Source organism: Marinifilum sp. N1E240 (assembly GCF_009295825.1).
GTDB classification, from domain to species: domain Bacteria; phylum Bacteroidota; class Bacteroidia; order Bacteroidales; family Marinifilaceae; genus Marinifilum_A; species Marinifilum_A sediminis.
On record NZ_WHKF01000006.1, the window covers coordinates 188,337 to 204,582 of the forward strand.

Here is a 16,246-nt window from a genome sequence, read left to right on the forward strand (position 1 = left end):
TCTCTAGCGTTTCCATTCTTAGTTAGACTATTACTCCCCTAGAAACCACGAAATATGCGTGCAATTGGCACACACAAAACAGGTAGCTGAACGATTTGCCCAATCCAAATTGAAAAAAGAAGCCACCGCAGTATTTAGTTGTGCTTCTCTCTTGTAAAACAACGTTTCACCACAAACCGAACATTTCAACGAATGCCCTTTTATCTCAACGCTTTGTGCTTCCTCTTTTTTGAATAGTCCCATAAATCTGTTTTTTAGTACTACTAATTCACGATTTAAAGCAGACTATAACACATCGAAAATGCATAGCCTGCTTATTCTTTATTCTTATATCTTCGTGAATGCTCCTGTTGCTATATCAACATTATATTTTCTTTCACCCTTAATTCCATTCTCAAGAGTATAATTAATGATGCAAACAACAAAATCAGTTTCTGTATGCTCAAATTCAACTTTATCTATCCTGATATCTGCAGGCAAATCCGTAAGAGGTTCTTCACTTTCCCATATAGTTTTACCTGTTTTATAATTCACTCGTTTAAAGCTTGAACTAAAATAGATACACTCCTCCAAATTAATTGGAATGCGATCATTACCCATATATCTACCATCAACTTCATAATGTTCTACACCATCCATTGTAAAACATCTCCACTTCGATTTAATATCAAAATCACAATAGGTTTGAACCATAAAAGCATTCTCGAACCAGGGAGAAACAATATTAAAATAGTATTCTTTTTGCGGTATAGAAGAACTTGTCACTTTAGTCTTAGTCATCTGACCAGAAACAATATACAAATCGCAAGATGCAGCTTTTTGAGCCCATCTCGGATCATCACTCGTCCATCCCCATAAAATAAAGGAACAATCATCTCCGTACTTATGGATAGAATTGATTGAAAAATTAGTAATTTGATGATTCGAAATTACACCATAACCTTCATCAACATCTATAATGGTATCCAAAACCAAACCTTCGTAGGAATAAATATTAGTCTTACTCTTTCTGTTAAAACCATTGATTATCAACTTATCCTTTACACGACCATTAAAATAAACTGTATTGGTATCTACTCCTAAGGAATAACTTTCATATTTTACACTTGTGTTAAACAATCCAAAATCCGCCAGCAACTCTTCAAATGCAGTAGATGGCATCTTTTCTACATCTTTCTCCGAAGAATCACTATCCGAACAGGATGTCATTATACCAACAAGTAGCAATCCAAGTATCAATCTTTTAATTTTCATTCTCATAATATTTAGTAGTTATTTATTTCTTTTTTATTTGATGCGTAAACCTGGCGTTCACTGGTACAATTCATCAATGTACTATTCAAGTATTACTCAAATATCATTTCAAAAACTAGGTAATGTTTTATGCCAAACTCTTTTCCCCAATTCTCAATATCCTTACCGCTGCCTTCCACTGCACACCAATATTTCGATCCATCCTTTTCGTAAGGTAAAATGTAAGCCAGCAAGTAGAATTTTTTCCCATATTTAATTTGTTCACCAGTAACAGCAGCCACATTTCTCAAACTGTAATCATCCGAATCAACTGCCTTAAACTTTTTTGTAGTAGAAAAACTCGGAAACTTAAAGGTCATTTTCAATTGGTGATCATCGGTTAACTTCGAAATAATTTTCATTCGAAATATCGTATCGTTTATTTTCGAAAACTGATCTATACCAATGTTTGCACTATTCATTATGGTACTTTCCGAACTTACTTCTCCATCCCATATTTCCTTTACCGATAAATGAAAGCTTTTATCTCTCAACTCCTGTCCTTCAAAACTTAATTTCAAATACTCAATTCCTTCAAATTGCAGAATATCATTAATATCTGAATTCTCTAACGAGTAAGAAGATTTCATCTTTACTTCTTTCACAGGTTCCTGTGCACACAATACTCCCGATATCATCAGTAGGATTAGTAGTAGTTTGCTTTTTCTCATATTTTGTTTTTAACTCTATTTGAAGAACTAATGCTTAAAGTAGCATTCAATTCACTTTTTTGTACTTCCTCACTCAACTATTTCACCTCAAATTTCACCGATTCCAGTTTAATCTGATCCGGTAAATTTTTAAACAAACTTCTATCAAATTCGAACACACCCTTTTTCTTAAGAATAAGGGTATACTCCGAAACACATGAATAGACACCATCCGTTACGCTGGTACTTATCGAACTACCATGTACCTTAAAAATTTCATTCTCTTTATCCAAGGCAGTGAAAGATCCATTCGAATTCCCAATTATCTTGATTGTAATTTGCTCGCCAACTTTACCCTCCTTAGGCATTTCAATTTTAAATATCTCTTCGGGCTGTTCAATCACCTCCACACTCACCTTGTTTGATGTAAATTCCTTTCCCAACAACTTTATTTTATAAGGACCCAAACTGTTTTGCCCAAAGAATTAGGACTAACCGTTACAAAAGTTCTAAAATCATGGTTCTGCTGATAGTCACCAAAGAATCCATCCAAAACATCTTTGTCTGTCTTTTCTCTGCCCTTAAAAATATCACTCTCAATTCCCTCCAGACTCAAGCGTACTTTAACACTTTTACCCATTACAATGGTATCGCTTAAAGCAGTAGCTTTTAACTTAAATTCCTTTTGTGCACATGCCGAAATACTACAGCAAAAAAGGATTAATACCAGTAAATTCAATTTATTCATCATTCTATAATATTCTTCTTTAGTTTACGAATTAGATATAATATTTTAGTAGTATATACATCACTACAAATCACCAATTAGATTTCTCGCAGTACAAATCGAATCAATCTTTACCCACTGCTTTGTTTCATAAAATTCTCCGGATATGATTTCATTAGCCGGATAATTTACCAAGCTATCAACAATACAATCGCAATACCCTTCAATATCTAAACGCTCCTCCAAATCCGTTCCACGCATCTCATTTCGAAAACCGCCTTTAATTGCAATTTTCACATTATCTGTCCACTCAATATTTGTTACAAATCCAAAGCATCCCTCTAGCCCCATTGTCCCTCCTAAGCCTCGACTTTTCATTGAATTAATTATTTCACCAAAATCACCATTCAATAACAAATCCTTATAATCCGTTAGCACAGTTTCATTATTTGCTAAGATTCCAGCCATGCAATCACAATAATTTATTCTCTCCTCTTCCGATTCAATCATTCTCACATTTCCACGAATGCATTTGTCAAGAGGAATTTTCATACCATTATAATCAGCAACATACTCTTCTGTTTTATCTTGTCCAGAATTAAGTACAAAACCAATTATCCCCAAAATCGAAACAACTTTTATAAAATTCCACAAATAGATTTTATTTTTATTTTCCTGAACAAATCTATCCTTAGGTTTAAATGCACTTCGAATCAATAAACCACTAAGTAGTAATGCAACAGTTAGCATGATAATTACAAACCATGCATCTCCTGTCTCTTTAAATGCATTCAATCCCTCTCTCATAAAAGAGATGAATATCAAAATTGCCAATAGTATTTTACCTGATTTCATAGACTTGTGTTAATTGGTTTTAGCAATAGATGCTATAAATTATGGCAGATTGTATTGTCTTTATTAAGCCAGCCCACTATTGCTATTTAATCGCAATAGGTAAAATATTCTGCCTTTTCAACATCCCATTATTACTTGTCACATACAAGTAATAGTCAGCAAGTCCGTACTCAATATTTATATCCAACTTAAGCTCTATAAATTTCAGATCTTCAGCATCAGTTTCGAGTTTATATCTCATGGTCTTAACCAAACCTTTATCTACAACCTGAAACAGTTTATATTTTAAAACTTTCCCAATAATTTTAGGAATCATCTCATACGTCTTACTATACAATTCAGAATTATGCATTATTCTGCCATGAACCATTGGTGTCATGTAATCTTTGTGCAATAAAAATCTAGCCCCATCTGAATGATTTATCGATGCAAGAATGTCCTTAACAACTACATTACCTCTCTTTTTTAGTTTTAGATCAAGACTATCCAAAGGAATTTTTTCATACTCATTAGTACCACACGAGCTAATACAAACAAGCCCTAGAATCAAAACAATTAACTTACTTATTGCTAAAGTATATCTCATAATATATTTTTCAAGTTTTCTTCAACTACTTTAGCCAGATAATTTATCAACCCTTGTACAAGAGTTTAACTAAAGTATTGAACATTTAACTATCTCCTAGCTAAACTGCAACATGTACTATCCACACCTCATGGTTACCCTTTGTTTCTATTTCTTTTTAATCAATGTATAGGTTTCAAAACTAAAAACCCCAATTGTCCACATCAACAATATCAAAATAACCAAAAGCCAACTCGTGGCATTCGACAAGCCAAAGTCCTTTATAAAATTTGCACCAATTGCACTAAACACCATTGGAAAAAAGGCAATTAAACTCACAACAAAGCGTCTACTAATACTAAATGATAATTCAGATTTACAATTTTCACAAATCCATTTTGAATCACTTAATTTTAAAACCACTTTTAATACATGGTGGAAAAAGGAATATTTGTGACCACAATTTGGGCAAGTTCTTATTTTCATTTATTTAACAATTACATCGTTCATTTCCCTGTCAAACCATCACACAATTTAAGCGGGCTACAAAGCTTAATATTTACACATCGCCTGTCATCACTTACACTAAACACCCACAAGTGCTATTCTAATCCTTGTAATACCAAAATGGAATTTCCTTAATGGTAACAATAGAGTCGCTGCCCGGATGTTTACGTCTGGAATAAACCAGCACATGTTTCCCATCTGCCAAATTGCTTGTCCCAATATAGCTTTCAAAACCAATGCTGCGATTCTTGTTATCATCCTCATTAACAATTACAAAATCTGGTTGGCACCGTATCGAATCTATTTTAATGCGATATACATCCTGAAATGTTTTCATAAATTCCAGATGCAAACTGTCCGTATCACCTTTAAAGGTAGATTCAATCCTATTTCCATCTATATCCATAGTGGTTTTATATCTATTTTTGTCCTGATAAGGCTTTAGACTTTTATTAAATTCTAAAATTCGATTTTCAATTGCATTCGTAAGAGGAATTTTAATTTTGATATAAGGATCAGTTATCACCTTAGATTGCAGGCACAGAACTGAAATAAACAAATCATTTTTATCTACTAAATCTTCATAATTTCGACTGCTGGCTCTAATCGAATTCGATGTCACAGAACCATAAGTAATAAAGCCAGATTGTTCTTTGTACAGGCTACTAATAAACAGAACCGACATATAAAAGGGCAGTAACATAAAACTAACCCTCCTCCCAAACTTAATATCTATCAAATTGTAATACAAAGGGCGGTATAAAAACGATAGGGTTAAATAAGAGAATACCCAATAAAAAGGGAAATAAACCATAGAAACCCATCTGTTCTTTTTAAGCAATCCCTGGCTCAAGTAATCGAAAAAGGTAAGAACAGCACCTATAACTAAGAAAAAAATACAAGCAATTCGAAGAACATACAGGAAAGTTGAAGTTTCTGAGCCAGCGGATCCAACAAAATTCAATGCATATTGAACAAGTACTGCTGCAATAACATAGAAGATGAGCAAAAAGGAAATCGCAAAAATAACACTGCAAAGTTTTTCAAGCTTTTCGATATAATCATCAAAGGAACCAACTTTTTTGTTCAGATAATTCGTGAAACGCTCAGAATAATTTAACTTCTCAATTTCAACCTCACCCGATAAATAGCGCAAGCCCAGAGCTCCAATCCAAAGACTTCGCAGAATGACGTGTACAATTAAATTGAAAATCAAGATTAAAATAGCCGCAAATACCGTCTGATATACATCTTTAAGCAGATCACCTTCGTTCAATGCTTTTTGAAATGCATCACGCACAGGTCCCAATGCATAAAACAATCCGAAAATGGTAAAACCCGAAACCAGCAATTCCAATTGCCAGGAATCCTCCTGTAATCTATCCAGTAATTTCTTTAGTAAATTTTTGTTTTGATTTTCTTTCATTTTCTCTTCTTAAAATAGTCTTGGATATTTCCTGCTTGCAGGCGCTAAATATAAAATAGCAGCCGATTGCAAATTTCATTTCTACTTATGTGAATAATAATGGCAAAGACCTCTTTCAGTGGAATATACCATCAAGGACGAATCACATTCTATTTTCTTCGAATTAATCGAAAACCTACAGCTGGCAATAGAGTTCCTAAAAAAACTAATGAGGCAAATAAATACCTGCCTTCCATTTCATAAAAATCGGATGCTTTTACCAATAAAAGCAACATTGACAGTAACCCTAAAACAACCAATACAATACCCAATGATTTGTATTTTTTTCTCATAACTAATTCTTTTAAATTTTATTAAATGGTGGCAACTGGTTATTTTATTAATTCTAAAGCTTTATCTAGAAATTCATCTCTACCTTCTATTATTCCATTAATTGTTTTTTCTATTCTTACATCTGGCAAAACACCTATAGCATGATGCTGACTACCATCACGTTTCAAAACTTTCATACCTGTCCAATTAATATGATATTCTCCTGGAAGTCGAAACCTATTCACATTACCATTTGTGCCAGCCGTTGGTTGTCCGATAATGGTTCCCAACTTAAATCCTTTTATAAAGCTTAAATAACTCTCAGCAGTACTTATCGCCCTCCCATCTGTTATAAAAATCACTTGCTTACCTCCCAAATAAGGTTTTTTGAAATCTATAGCCCATTCTTCCATTTGATAACCACAAATATTTTCTAAATCGGGGTAAACGATTTGAGGAATCTGAAAACAAGTTGGATCATTTTCATTTTTCTGTACTAAGTGAGATAGAAAATTACTTGTTCCTCTCGGGTGCCCTCTAAAATCACAAATAATCGCTTTTGAATCCTCAAGATTTGACATTAACGAGTTAATTGCATCCATTTCAATCAAATCAAAATTCAGATACACGATACTACTGTCCCTATAAAATTTATACTTTACTGGAGAGATATCATTACTTTCTACAACTCGTTGATAAGTAAAGTCTCTGGTTAACTCATACATAGTGGAATCAATTTGTAAAGCTATAGTACTGCCTTTTAAACCATACAATGATTTTCTCTGTGCCACGTAATTAAGCCAACCATCTGTTGCCGCAGAAATACGCTCTTCTGTTGCCTGGAAATAATCATGAGGTGAAACCCCATTTATTTTTTCAATTATAGCACCTCTCTTAAGATGTGAATCCTTATCCATTACATAGGTGATTACCAATCTATTCTCGACCCACTCCCACAATATTGGAGGAATATAATTTTTATGATCCCCCCCCCTAACACTTATATGTCCATCTTTCAGCTTTGCGGTAAATCTCTCTAAGGTTTCTAAATGATCATTTCTATTCTTATCAAGATAAGATTGCTTAATAGCAGATTGAAATGCTGCATCCCAATCAACAGGAATCACATCAAAATATGGGTAGAAATGTTGAAATATATTGTAAGTGATAATTACATTTCCTAACCTAGCAAACAATTCATTGGGATTAGCACTTTGCCCAGAAACTCTCTTTTTTAACCGACTTAAATTTGTCCTGTTGGAAACAGGATAAGTTCCTTTTTTATTGCCATATAAAACAAGAGGGATCTGACAACAAACATTCTTAACGATTTCTTTATCGATAATTGTTCCCATATTTGGTTTGGTATGAAAAAGAGGCTTCCCTTCTACCACTTTTAAATTCCCTACATGATGGATTCGTACAGATTTTTCGCCCGAGTATTTTTCCTTATCCTCCAAGTCAATTTCATAACCAACACCCTGACCATACCATGATGTTTTCTTCTTCCATTCAGATGATATCCTTTCCTCTTCGAAATCACCATTTTTTACTGGCACATTAACCCACTCTCCATTCTCTTTAACCAACAAGCCAACATGATCAAATAATAATGATCCTTTCCCATCTAAATAACAACCAAACGATAGGTTTGCAGCAAGAGAATCTATTTTTCCCTTAATCTCAAATCGTTCCCATTTATCTTTTACAACAGGAGTATTTAGGGTTTTATCGAAAAAAGTAATTTCATTATTCAAGCGCTCTACCAATACCCATAAGTAGCCTTTTCCTACACTTCCAGCCTTTAATTTAGCCCAGCCTTCATATTTAAATTCTTTTCCTCGAATATCTTTTGGATCAATCGAAGTTCGAACATTACCCGATCGTGCAGAATGGTCAATATTATCGGTTTTATTTACCCTTATACTCTTATATGGTAATTCTCGTCTTCCATTACCAAACATTCCTAAACTAAGCCCATTGTGCTGCCAATAGATTTGCTTATAATTTTTAGTTTTTTCAGGGCTTATTGTTTGTAGAGCATAAGCAGATTTATCCTGTTTCAATACAAATTTTGAGCTTGGGGCAATGGGACTAAAAATTTTATTTAATGTAAAAACCAGCTCTTTATCATTCTGACAGTTTTGAACTTCTTTAGAACCATAAATTGCAAATAAATCCCAGTCCAGCTGATATGCTTCATCACTTGGATGAAAATATTTTACATATCCATAAGCTTTTGAAAAAGCTGTTAAATTTTTAATCGACTGATCGCTTTGGGAATAAGCAGCTTGTAATGCTAGAATACTTATTAAGAGTATGAGTTTAATTTTGATCATAAATAGACTTTCGTGTTTGTTTTATTTGTTACTAGCATGTGCATAACACCCCATACATTTTACACACCTTAACTGATTAAATTCTTTATTCTATCTCTAGTACGCCAGCCAAAAAGTCTCCCTCTCATCACACATTTACAACAAGCGCACTTTCTCCTTCTAACCTTTCTACTTTTTCACTTTTCCCACCTTCTTTGCGAGCTTTTCAAATGTAGCAATCCCAAATCACACATTCAAATTTTATGCTTAGTTTATTGTCTATAAAAACAAGTCTTACGCACAACTTATGCCGTTAAATTAAAAAGCAGAGTAAATATTAGTATTTTAATCTACACAACAACTCACAAAACGATTATTACACTGCCAACAAAATAGCAATTTAGAGGTAGAATTACTCCAATCAATCATGCATTAACAACACTCAAACTTCTTTTTATCATCAAATTAGAATCGCTCATGCAAATTTCAATCCTTTCGAATGAAATTAGTTCATTTTAACCCTCCATCATATTTTGATTAATTCTAAATAATCAAATAATCGAAATACTGTAATACAGTCTTAGTGCTAATAAAATCGAATAAAGCACAATATTATTATCAACAAACAAATGAAAATTTATTAAAATTATTTTGTTTTGTTAATAATGTTTTTCTAATTTCATAATGTGTACAAGTAAACAATACTAGGATATAGTATCAAATAAAATTTTAGGATGGAAATTTAAGTATTGTGCAATTATGTCTGAAAGCTAAGCAGTACAAATGTGTTTAAAGTCGCTCACGGGTATTGCTTAGCCAAAGGATGTGTTAAAGCAACAAAAAATAAATTTACGCTTTCCAATCGACACCCACAGAGCAATCAAATCCCACTACAAGCTCTGTTCAAAGTTTATCACCTAACAAAATATCAATATACTTCCGTAATTTCCAAATAAACCCACGACCCGCATCAGATAAAAATCAAGTGGAGAAAACCGCAAGAATAAAAAGAAGTATTTCCTTACGACATCATGAAAAATATCATTAGAATTGAAGCAAGACCTTAGTAAGATCGGGAAGCTGAGAACTTGTTCACAGATCACCCGACCGCACTTGGGTATTGCAATAAGAATCATGATGTTTTTAATGCAGCCTTGACTTTTTTGCTTCGTTTTTGGGTCAAGCCAAAAATGAAGAGCCCATCCGGCTTAAGGACAAAACATGAAAAAGAAATTCCGTGAAGCAAGGAACGAGCTGAACCATCATTTCTTTCTCCAAATCGTCATTTGCGCTATCGTATGCTGATACTTCCTCGAAGTTTCCCGAATTACAAAAGGAACATCCGATGGTTCTTCCAGCAGTTCAAACCGATTCGACAACAGATCTTTCAAGCCATCAAAAGTAGTATACGGCTCGCCATCCTTTCGATATCCACCAACCCATTGTTCCATCTCGGTAAATTCCTCTAGCCAGGTATAAGGAGATGTAATTACCAGAATTCCCCCAGCATTTATCCTATCTGGAATCTCACTTAAGAATTTCTTCGGATCATACAGTCGATCGATCAGGTTACCTGCAAAAACAAGATCATAGCCAGAGTACAAAGTTTTCAGATTACAAGCATCTGCTTGGAAGAATTCCACCTTCTCTCGCGAGTGATCCAAATCGAAGTCCGTCAGTTTAAACTCCTTAAAAGTGTTCAGTTTTCCTTCTTCCCTTCTTAAATAATTCAGTTTTCCTGATTCTTTCAACTGAGTTCCAATTCGAATAAAGCGAGTCGAAAAATCTAGCCCCGTTACTTTATCAAAATGCTTTGCCAATTCAAAGGTCATTCGTCCGGTTGCACATCCCAAATCCAAAGCAGTACTTTTATTGATACCTTTTAAATACTTACTCATCAAACCAATACATGATAAGGCATAATTTTCTACACCAAAGTACTTTTCTCCATACTGAAACTCACAATATTGCGACACCAACTCGTCGGTTTCATAATAATCAGCTTGTACCTCTACCTCTTCTTCCGATTCGATATATCGGAATCCGGCGTGCTGAAAAAAGTGACGACGAAAAGCATAACGAGAATCACGAATCGCCAGGTTTCCTGTGGATATCCACGATCCTCCTTTAATCAGGTTGTGCTTGGCATCAAAGGTAGGAGTTGAAAAATCGTCGTAAAACGGATGAATCTCAAATCCATCCAATCCGGAAATTGGCATTTCGGTCCATTGCCAAACATTACCAATCACATCATAGAAACCATTCGTTTCAAATCGATTCACCGGACAAGAAGAAGCGTAATGCTCCAAATTGATATTCCCCGGTGCCTTCTCCCAATAAGGCTGATCATCAATTCCAGCCTGATCTCTCAACAAATAGTATTCCGCCTCACTTGGCATACGTAAGCTTTTTCCTGTCTTCGCAGATTTCCAATTGCAAAATGCTTTCGCTTCCAGATAATTGACCTCAACAGGCCAATCCATTGGAAGAGCAATCTCCTCACTCATCAGCCTAAGTTTCCAATGGTTTTCCTCTTGTTTCCAAAATATTGGATAGGTACATTTTTTGTATTGCACCCAATTCCATCCCTCTTCGGTCCACCATTTTTGATTCCCATAAGCCTCATCTTCTACAAACTCCATAAACTCCTGATTCGAAACCAAATACTTAGATGCATTAAAAGATTTGATTTCAGTTTGATAGCTTCCAAACTCATTGTCCCAACCATACAAAGCATTGCTTCTATCTTTACCAATAGTTACATTGCCCGAATCTACTTTTAACAATTCATTCTTAGGTGCAATATGGGTTTGTTGGCAAACTTTAAACAGATCAATGTTCTGCACCTTCTCAATTGGCAACTGTCGAATCAAAACCGAGGACGTTTCAACATGAATTCTCTGATGTTCAATTCCCATTAGAATCACCCAAAAATCCGTTTCCCAATCAATTGGCATTTGCAAAGGCAATTCTCGTATCAACTTCTCCATCATCACCTTCACCTCAGCTCTGTACGCCTTAACTTCACTTACCTCTGGCCAATCGTAATGTTGTTCATTCAAATCATCCCACGACATTTCATCTACACCTACGGCAAACATCGATTCAAATTTGGGGTGGATACGATCATTTATAATTCCAGCTAAAATCAGTTTATTGATATAAAAAGTAGCAGTATGTCCGATGTAAAAAATCAAAGGATGACGCAGTGGATCTGCACGAAGATAAAAAGCTTTATCATCAACCAAACTGTCGTACAGTCTGTCATCCAATTCCCAGGTCGCCTTAAAGTAGTTTAAAATCTCCTCCCTTTTTTCCTGAGGCGATCCTTCATTCAAAATAGGTGTTTTGGTAGCTAAAATATCCTGATATACTTTTGTTTTAATTGTATTCTTCATTACTTCATGTGTTTTTGTCAACAATAATGAAGTTAACGAAAAATACATGCTCAACAAAGACATTCAATTACAGATATGGCTTTTAAGAAAGAATTAACATTTCACCAACACTTGACACAACCATTATAAAATGATCGTTCTATTGCAGAAAACAATGCATTTTCTATTTTTCGAAAAAAGTTTCCGATTCCACCTTACAAATTCTAACTGAATAACTCTTGTACCACTCTTCTTTGCCCCTGTTTTGAGCAATTTGATGTGCCGGATGTGCTTGCCATCTCTTAATTGAATCAAGACTTTCCCAGTAAGACACTGTTATTCCCAATTCTTCCCGTGCCGATTCAACACCTAAAAAGCCGGGTTGTGTGTGAGCCAATTCTATCATTGTATCAGCCATTTCAGAATAACCATTATCACCTTCCGATCTCAGGGATGAAAAGATAACAGCATAATAGGGTGGTTTTATTGTCTTTTCAATCATTTCTCAACAAAATTAGTTTTTACAATCTCCTTCTTTTCCTTACTCAACATGTGCTTGGGAATACTATCCTGAATGGTTTCCATGACTGAATTCAACAAATTCCTTCTCACCTCACTCTTAAGGTGAATCAAACTGACCTCCCGAACTTTTTCTATCCCATTAATATCTTTCAACATCTCTTCCTGATCGGCAGGAATGGTAAGCGTTGCCAATTCCGGCATAAAGGTTATTCCTCCCTTATATTCCACTATCCTCCTTAAGGCATCAATATTGTTACTTTCGTAGATTAAAGAACCATTCTTTTGAAAATCAACTGCACAAATATTGGTTACCTGATCCATAAAACAGTTCCCCTCTTTAAGCATCCAGATATCATTAAAATCGATCTCTTTCACTGCAATCTTATCCAATTTAAACAGCTCATGTCTATCTGAAATATACAAATAAAATCTTTCGTAAAAGATGGGCTGAATTTCAACATTGCTTTTCGATTGAATTGGAGTTGAAATAATTCCTCCATGCAAACTACCATCTTTCACACCTTGCAATATCTCCTCGGTAATAGCCTCTTTAATTCTCAAATTAATTTTCGGATATCTTTTGTTGAGTTCATCAACAAACAAAGGAACTAAAAAAGGCGATAAGGTTGGAATAATACCCAGACATAAATCTCCCTGAACTTCCTCAGAAAGTTGAAGGGCAAAATCCTCTAAATGTTTCGATTCGGTTAGTAAAGATTGTGCTTTCTGCAAGAACAAAGCACCATTAACAGTAGCTTCAACACGTTTCGTGTTTCTGTCAAACAACTTTATTCCCAACTCCTCTTCCAATGCCTGAATTTGCAAACTTACAGCTGGCTGCGAAACCCCCATCGATTTTGCTACCCGACCATAACTACCCAAATTACCCAATGCAATTGCATACTCAAGCTGTTTTAACGTCATTCTTTATAATATTTTATTATTGGAATATAAATCTAATTAAAATATCTAATACTAATCTTCAGCATATGGATTATACTCACATAAATATAGAATATCAACTTTTATTGCATCCCAAGATGCTAAAAAAGCGGTTTGTTTACTAACTTTGCAAATCAATAAAATCGCGTATCGTTTATATGATACCATTACTTGGTACTATAAGATTATGAAAGTAGGAATAATAGGTGCTATGGAAATCGAAGTAGTAAAACTTCGAGCTCTATTAGCCAATAAAAATGAACAAAAAATAGGCGGATTCGTCTTTTATACTGGCAATTTAAACGGAGCAGAAGTTGTTTTATTGCAATCAGGAATTGGTAAGGTAAATGCCGCTATTGGTGCAGCTTTAATGATCGACAATTTCAATCCTGATTTTGTAATCAACACAGGTGCTGCAGGTGGATTTCCTGGTGACTTAACCGTTGGTGATATTGTAATCTCAACTCAGGTAATTCATCATGATATGGATTGTACCGTTTTTGGCTACAAACACGGTCAGGTTCCCGGAATGCCAGAAAGTTTTATTGCAGATGAAAAACTAATCGATTTAGCTGACAAGTGCATTCACCGATTGACCGATTTAAAAACCAAGAAAGCAAGCATTCTGACTGGTGATCAGTTCATGAACAATGCCGATGCCACCAAGAAAATAAAGAATATGTTTCCTGATGCCGAAGCTGTGGAAATGGAAGGTGCTGCCATTGCACAAACCTGTCATCGCTTTCAAATTCCTTTTGTAGTTATCCGATCAATTTCGGATATTGCAGGTCAGGAAAATGCTGTAGAATATGAAGAGTTTGTCGAAACAGCAGCAATAAACTCAGCCAAAATGGTTGTGGAAATGACAAACGAATTGGGAAACTAGAAAAAAAAGAAATTATGGAAAAAATAGCAAGCTTTACAGTAGATCACAACAAACTAAAGCGTGGAATATATGTTTCTCGTCAAGATACCGTAGGTGCTGAAACAATTACCACTTTTGATATCAGAACAAAATTAGCAAATCAGGAACCTGCAATGGACATTCCTGCAATGCACACCATGGAGCACTTGGGAGCAACATTCTTGAGAAACCACAAGGAATGGTCGGACAAAACGATCTACTTTGGACCAATGGGCTGTAGAACAGGATTCTATATTATCTTACACGGCGATTTAGAATCAAAGAATATTATTGATCTTACCAAAGAAATGTTCGATTTTATGGCTGAGTTTGAAGGTGAAATACCAGGAACAAATAAAATTGAATGTGGGAATTATGTGAGTCATGATTTAACTGTTGCCAAATGGGAATCAGACAAATACAGAAAAGAAGTTCTTTCTAACTTACAAGATGAGAACCTTTCTTACCCTCAATAGTAAAGCTAAAAATATTTCGAGAAGGCTGTTACATATAAAAAGTAACAGCTTTTTTTTGCTTAATTTTTCATAAATTTAAGCAATTGCAATTAAAAACAACTCATGAAGGTTTCAACTACCCGCTTTTGTGTTATTACCATTCTAATTTTATTAATTCCCATTTATGGAAATTGGAAGTTATTGCTTAATGGTGAAAAAGCAAGTGGAATTGTCGTTAAAACCGACAAAGAAAGGATGGGACAATTGTTCTCCTACTATTCCATCATTAAATTTGAAGTTGACGAAAAAACTTACCTCATAAAAGGACCCGAAAATATTGAACTGCCAACAGGAAAAAAATTCACTATTCTTTATCATCCAAAACAACCTACTGATTCAATAATATTCAATCTTCGTGGCATTTACTTTAACCGACTAACTGCCTTCTCATTAGTATTGTTTATTTTGTGGATGGCATTTTACCTTAGTTTTTCTCCAAAAAGTGAAAAACGAAAATCCAATCAAGAATGGTTCAAGCCACCTCGATATGAAAACAAAAATAAACTAACGTAAATCGTAGTCTTTAAACCTATTTTCAATCTTTTTAAGTTTTGTTCACATTCAGTTGGCACACTACTTGCATTTCCCCTAACGTCCGAACAATAAATCGGCATTAGTATAAAATAAATCAACTGATAAAAATATAAATATGAAGACAATACTTACAACGGCAATTATTATTGCATTGGGATTAACAAATTTCTCCACTAGTTTTGCTCAAGAAAAACAACTCAGTAAAGAAGAGAAAAAAGAACTTAGAAAAGAGAAGAAAGCGAAACGAAAGGCAGAAAGAAAACTATATGAAGAAGCCAGACATAAAGAAGCCTATCAGGCACTTAAAGATCTAGACTTTGTTTTAGAAGCTCACACCTTATATAATAAACGAGGATATTCAAAAAACGTATCTGATAACTTAAACTTTATCTCTGTAAAAGGTAAAAAAGCCGTAGTTCAGCTAGCATTTAACAACCACAATGGTATAAACGGACTTGGTGGAATTACAGTAAGTGGCAAAATTTCTAACGAAGAATATATTGAAGATAAAAATGGCAATCTATTGCTCACATTTAATGTGATGGGATCTGTTCTGAATGCTGAAGTTCGCATCTCTTTAGGTAGTTCCAATAATGATGCTGATGCGAATGTTGATGCAACTACAAAAAGTGGTAAAATCAAGTTTAGAGGTAAATTACTTCCCACAGATAAATCAACAATTTATAAAAGTGGAATAGAATATTAATTCAGCTACAAATAAATTTGCCGTTCTTACTAAAGGAGAACGGTTTTTTTGTACCCAAAACTCGCATAGCACAAATATCGGTTCTATCTTTGC

18 protein-coding genes are annotated in these 16,246 nt (G+C 34.5%); 4 read left to right on the forward strand and 14 right to left on the reverse strand.

Annotated features, from left to right (window positions below):
- Positions 1 to 30: 30 nt before the first annotated feature.
- The 14 genes from GCQ56_RS15440 to GCQ56_RS15505 form a co-directional block, all read right to left on the reverse strand.
- A complete protein-coding gene (locus GCQ56_RS15440) occupies positions 31 to 243 on the reverse strand; it encodes a hypothetical protein (protein WP_152735434.1) in 213 nt (70 codons plus the stop codon).
- Positions 244 to 327: 84 nt separating this feature from the next.
- Positions 328 to 1,254, reverse strand: a complete 927-nt coding sequence (locus tag GCQ56_RS15445; RefSeq protein WP_152735435.1) for a hypothetical protein — start codon at positions 1,252 to 1,254, stop codon at positions 328 to 330.
- Positions 1,255 to 1,346: 92 nt separating this feature from the next.
- Positions 1,347 to 1,964: a hypothetical protein gene (locus GCQ56_RS15450; RefSeq protein ID WP_152735436.1), complete on the reverse strand. Its 618-nt coding sequence runs from the start codon at positions 1,962 to 1,964 to the stop codon at positions 1,347 to 1,349.
- Positions 1,965 to 2,041: 77 nt separating this feature from the next.
- Complete coding sequence (locus tag GCQ56_RS15455; RefSeq protein ID WP_152735437.1) at positions 2,042 to 2,386, reverse strand: hypothetical protein; 345 nt, start codon at positions 2,384 to 2,386, stop codon at positions 2,042 to 2,044.
- A 5-nt stretch (positions 2,387 to 2,391) separates the two neighbouring features.
- A complete protein-coding gene (locus GCQ56_RS15460; protein WP_152735438.1) occupies positions 2,392 to 2,694 on the reverse strand; it encodes a hypothetical protein in 303 nt (100 codons plus the stop codon).
- Positions 2,695 to 2,754: 60 nt separating this feature from the next.
- On the reverse strand, positions 2,755 to 3,525 hold the full coding sequence (locus GCQ56_RS15465) for a hypothetical protein (RefSeq protein WP_152735439.1): 771 nt from the start codon (positions 3,523 to 3,525) through the stop codon (positions 2,755 to 2,757).
- Between the two features lie 82 nt (positions 3,526 to 3,607).
- Positions 3,608 to 4,111 carry a hypothetical protein gene (locus GCQ56_RS15470; protein ID WP_152735440.1) on the reverse strand — a complete coding sequence of 168 codons (504 nt, stop codon included), beginning with the start codon at positions 4,109 to 4,111 and terminating at the stop codon, positions 3,608 to 3,610.
- A gap of 147 nt (positions 4,112 to 4,258) precedes the next feature.
- Positions 4,259 to 4,576, reverse strand: coding sequence for a hypothetical protein (locus GCQ56_RS15475; RefSeq protein WP_152735441.1), 318 nt, complete (start codon positions 4,574 to 4,576; stop codon positions 4,259 to 4,261).
- Between the two features lie 121 nt (positions 4,577 to 4,697).
- On the reverse strand, positions 4,698 to 6,023 hold the full coding sequence (locus tag GCQ56_RS15480; protein WP_152735442.1) for a hypothetical protein: 1,326 nt from the start codon (positions 6,021 to 6,023) through the stop codon (positions 4,698 to 4,700).
- A 149-nt stretch (positions 6,024 to 6,172) separates the two neighbouring features.
- Positions 6,173 to 6,355 (reverse strand): hypothetical protein, encoded by a 183-nt coding sequence (locus GCQ56_RS15485; RefSeq protein ID WP_152735443.1) that lies wholly within the window; start codon positions 6,353 to 6,355, stop codon positions 6,173 to 6,175.
- Positions 6,356 to 6,394: 39 nt separating this feature from the next.
- The gene (locus GCQ56_RS15490; RefSeq protein ID WP_152735444.1) at positions 6,395 to 8,674 is read right to left on the reverse strand and encodes a S41 family peptidase; all 2,280 of its coding nucleotides are present in this window, start codon (positions 8,672 to 8,674) and stop codon (positions 6,395 to 6,397) included.
- A gap of 1,241 nt (positions 8,675 to 9,915) precedes the next feature.
- Positions 9,916 to 12,051: a 5-histidylcysteine sulfoxide synthase gene (ovoA, locus tag GCQ56_RS15495; RefSeq protein ID WP_227006087.1), complete on the reverse strand. Its 2,136-nt coding sequence runs from the start codon at positions 12,049 to 12,051 to the stop codon at positions 9,916 to 9,918.
- A 163-nt stretch (positions 12,052 to 12,214) separates the two neighbouring features.
- A complete protein-coding gene (locus GCQ56_RS15500; protein WP_152735446.1) occupies positions 12,215 to 12,532 on the reverse strand; it encodes an antibiotic biosynthesis monooxygenase in 318 nt (105 codons plus the stop codon).
- On the reverse strand, positions 12,529 to 13,476 hold the full coding sequence (locus GCQ56_RS15505; protein ID WP_152735447.1) for a hydrogen peroxide-inducible genes activator: 948 nt from the start codon (positions 13,474 to 13,476) through the stop codon (positions 12,529 to 12,531). The genes GCQ56_RS15500 and GCQ56_RS15505 overlap by 4 nt, the downstream gene beginning before the upstream one ends.
- Before the next feature lie 205 nt (positions 13,477 to 13,681).
- Between GCQ56_RS15505 and mtnN the strand changes: the two genes are divergently transcribed.
- From mtnN to GCQ56_RS15525, 4 genes are all read left to right on the forward strand, one after another.
- Positions 13,682 to 14,380 carry a 5'-methylthioadenosine/S-adenosylhomocysteine nucleosidase gene (gene mtnN / locus GCQ56_RS15510; protein WP_152735448.1) on the forward strand — a complete coding sequence of 233 codons (699 nt, stop codon included), beginning with the start codon at positions 13,682 to 13,684 and terminating at the stop codon, positions 14,378 to 14,380.
- A gap of 14 nt (positions 14,381 to 14,394) precedes the next feature.
- Complete coding sequence (locus GCQ56_RS15515; protein WP_152735449.1) at positions 14,395 to 14,874, forward strand: S-ribosylhomocysteine lyase; 480 nt, start codon at positions 14,395 to 14,397, stop codon at positions 14,872 to 14,874.
- A gap of 102 nt (positions 14,875 to 14,976) precedes the next feature.
- Complete coding sequence (locus GCQ56_RS15520) at positions 14,977 to 15,426, forward strand: DUF3592 domain-containing protein (RefSeq protein ID WP_152735450.1); 450 nt, start codon at positions 14,977 to 14,979, stop codon at positions 15,424 to 15,426.
- Between the two features lie 136 nt (positions 15,427 to 15,562).
- On the forward strand, positions 15,563 to 16,153 hold the full coding sequence (locus tag GCQ56_RS15525; RefSeq protein WP_152735451.1) for a DUF4251 domain-containing protein: 591 nt from the start codon (positions 15,563 to 15,565) through the stop codon (positions 16,151 to 16,153).
- Positions 16,154 to 16,246: the final 93 nt, after the last annotated feature.

Coding starts and splice junctions, on each gene's coding strand:
- GCQ56_RS15520 (WP_152735450.1), top strand. CDS start 14,977: ATGAAGGTTTCAACTACCCGCTTTTGTGTTATTACCATTCTAATTTTA.
- GCQ56_RS15515 (WP_152735449.1), top strand. CDS start 14,395: ATGGAAAAAATAGCAAGCTTTACAGTAGATCACAACAAACTAAAGCGT.
- GCQ56_RS15445 (WP_152735435.1), bottom strand. CDS start 1,254: ATGAAAATTAAAAGATTGATACTTGGATTGCTACTTGTTGGTATAATG.
- GCQ56_RS15480 (WP_152735442.1), bottom strand. CDS start 6,023: ATGAAAGAAAATCAAAACAAAAATTTACTAAAGAAATTACTGGATAGA.
- ovoA (WP_227006087.1), bottom strand. CDS start 12,051: ATGAAGAATACAATTAAAACAAAAGTATATCAGGATATTTTAGCTACC.
- GCQ56_RS15440 (WP_152735434.1), bottom strand. CDS start 243: ATGGGACTATTCAAAAAAGAGGAAGCACAAAGCGTTGAGATAAAAGGG.
- GCQ56_RS15450 (WP_152735436.1), bottom strand. CDS start 1,964: ATGAGAAAAAGCAAACTACTACTAATCCTACTGATGATATCGGGAGTA.
- GCQ56_RS15470 (WP_152735440.1), bottom strand. CDS start 4,111: ATGAGATATACTTTAGCAATAAGTAAGTTAATTGTTTTGATTCTAGGG.
- GCQ56_RS15465 (WP_152735439.1), bottom strand. CDS start 3,525: ATGAAATCAGGTAAAATACTATTGGCAATTTTGATATTCATCTCTTTT.
- GCQ56_RS15500 (WP_152735446.1), bottom strand. CDS start 12,532: ATGATTGAAAAGACAATAAAACCACCCTATTATGCTGTTATCTTTTCA.
- GCQ56_RS15485 (WP_152735443.1), bottom strand. CDS start 6,355: ATGAGAAAAAAATACAAATCATTGGGTATTGTATTGGTTGTTTTAGGG.
- mtnN (WP_152735448.1), top strand. CDS start 13,682: ATGAAAGTAGGAATAATAGGTGCTATGGAAATCGAAGTAGTAAAACTT.
- GCQ56_RS15505 (WP_152735447.1), bottom strand. CDS start 13,476: ATGACGTTAAAACAGCTTGAGTATGCAATTGCATTGGGTAATTTGGGT.
- GCQ56_RS15460 (WP_152735438.1), bottom strand. CDS start 2,694: ATGATGAATAAATTGAATTTACTGGTATTAATCCTTTTTTGCTGTAGT.
- GCQ56_RS15490 (WP_152735444.1), bottom strand. CDS start 8,674: ATGATCAAAATTAAACTCATACTCTTAATAAGTATTCTAGCATTACAA.
- GCQ56_RS15525 (WP_152735451.1), top strand. CDS start 15,563: ATGAAGACAATACTTACAACGGCAATTATTATTGCATTGGGATTAACA.
- GCQ56_RS15475 (WP_152735441.1), bottom strand. CDS start 4,576: ATGAAAATAAGAACTTGCCCAAATTGTGGTCACAAATATTCCTTTTTC.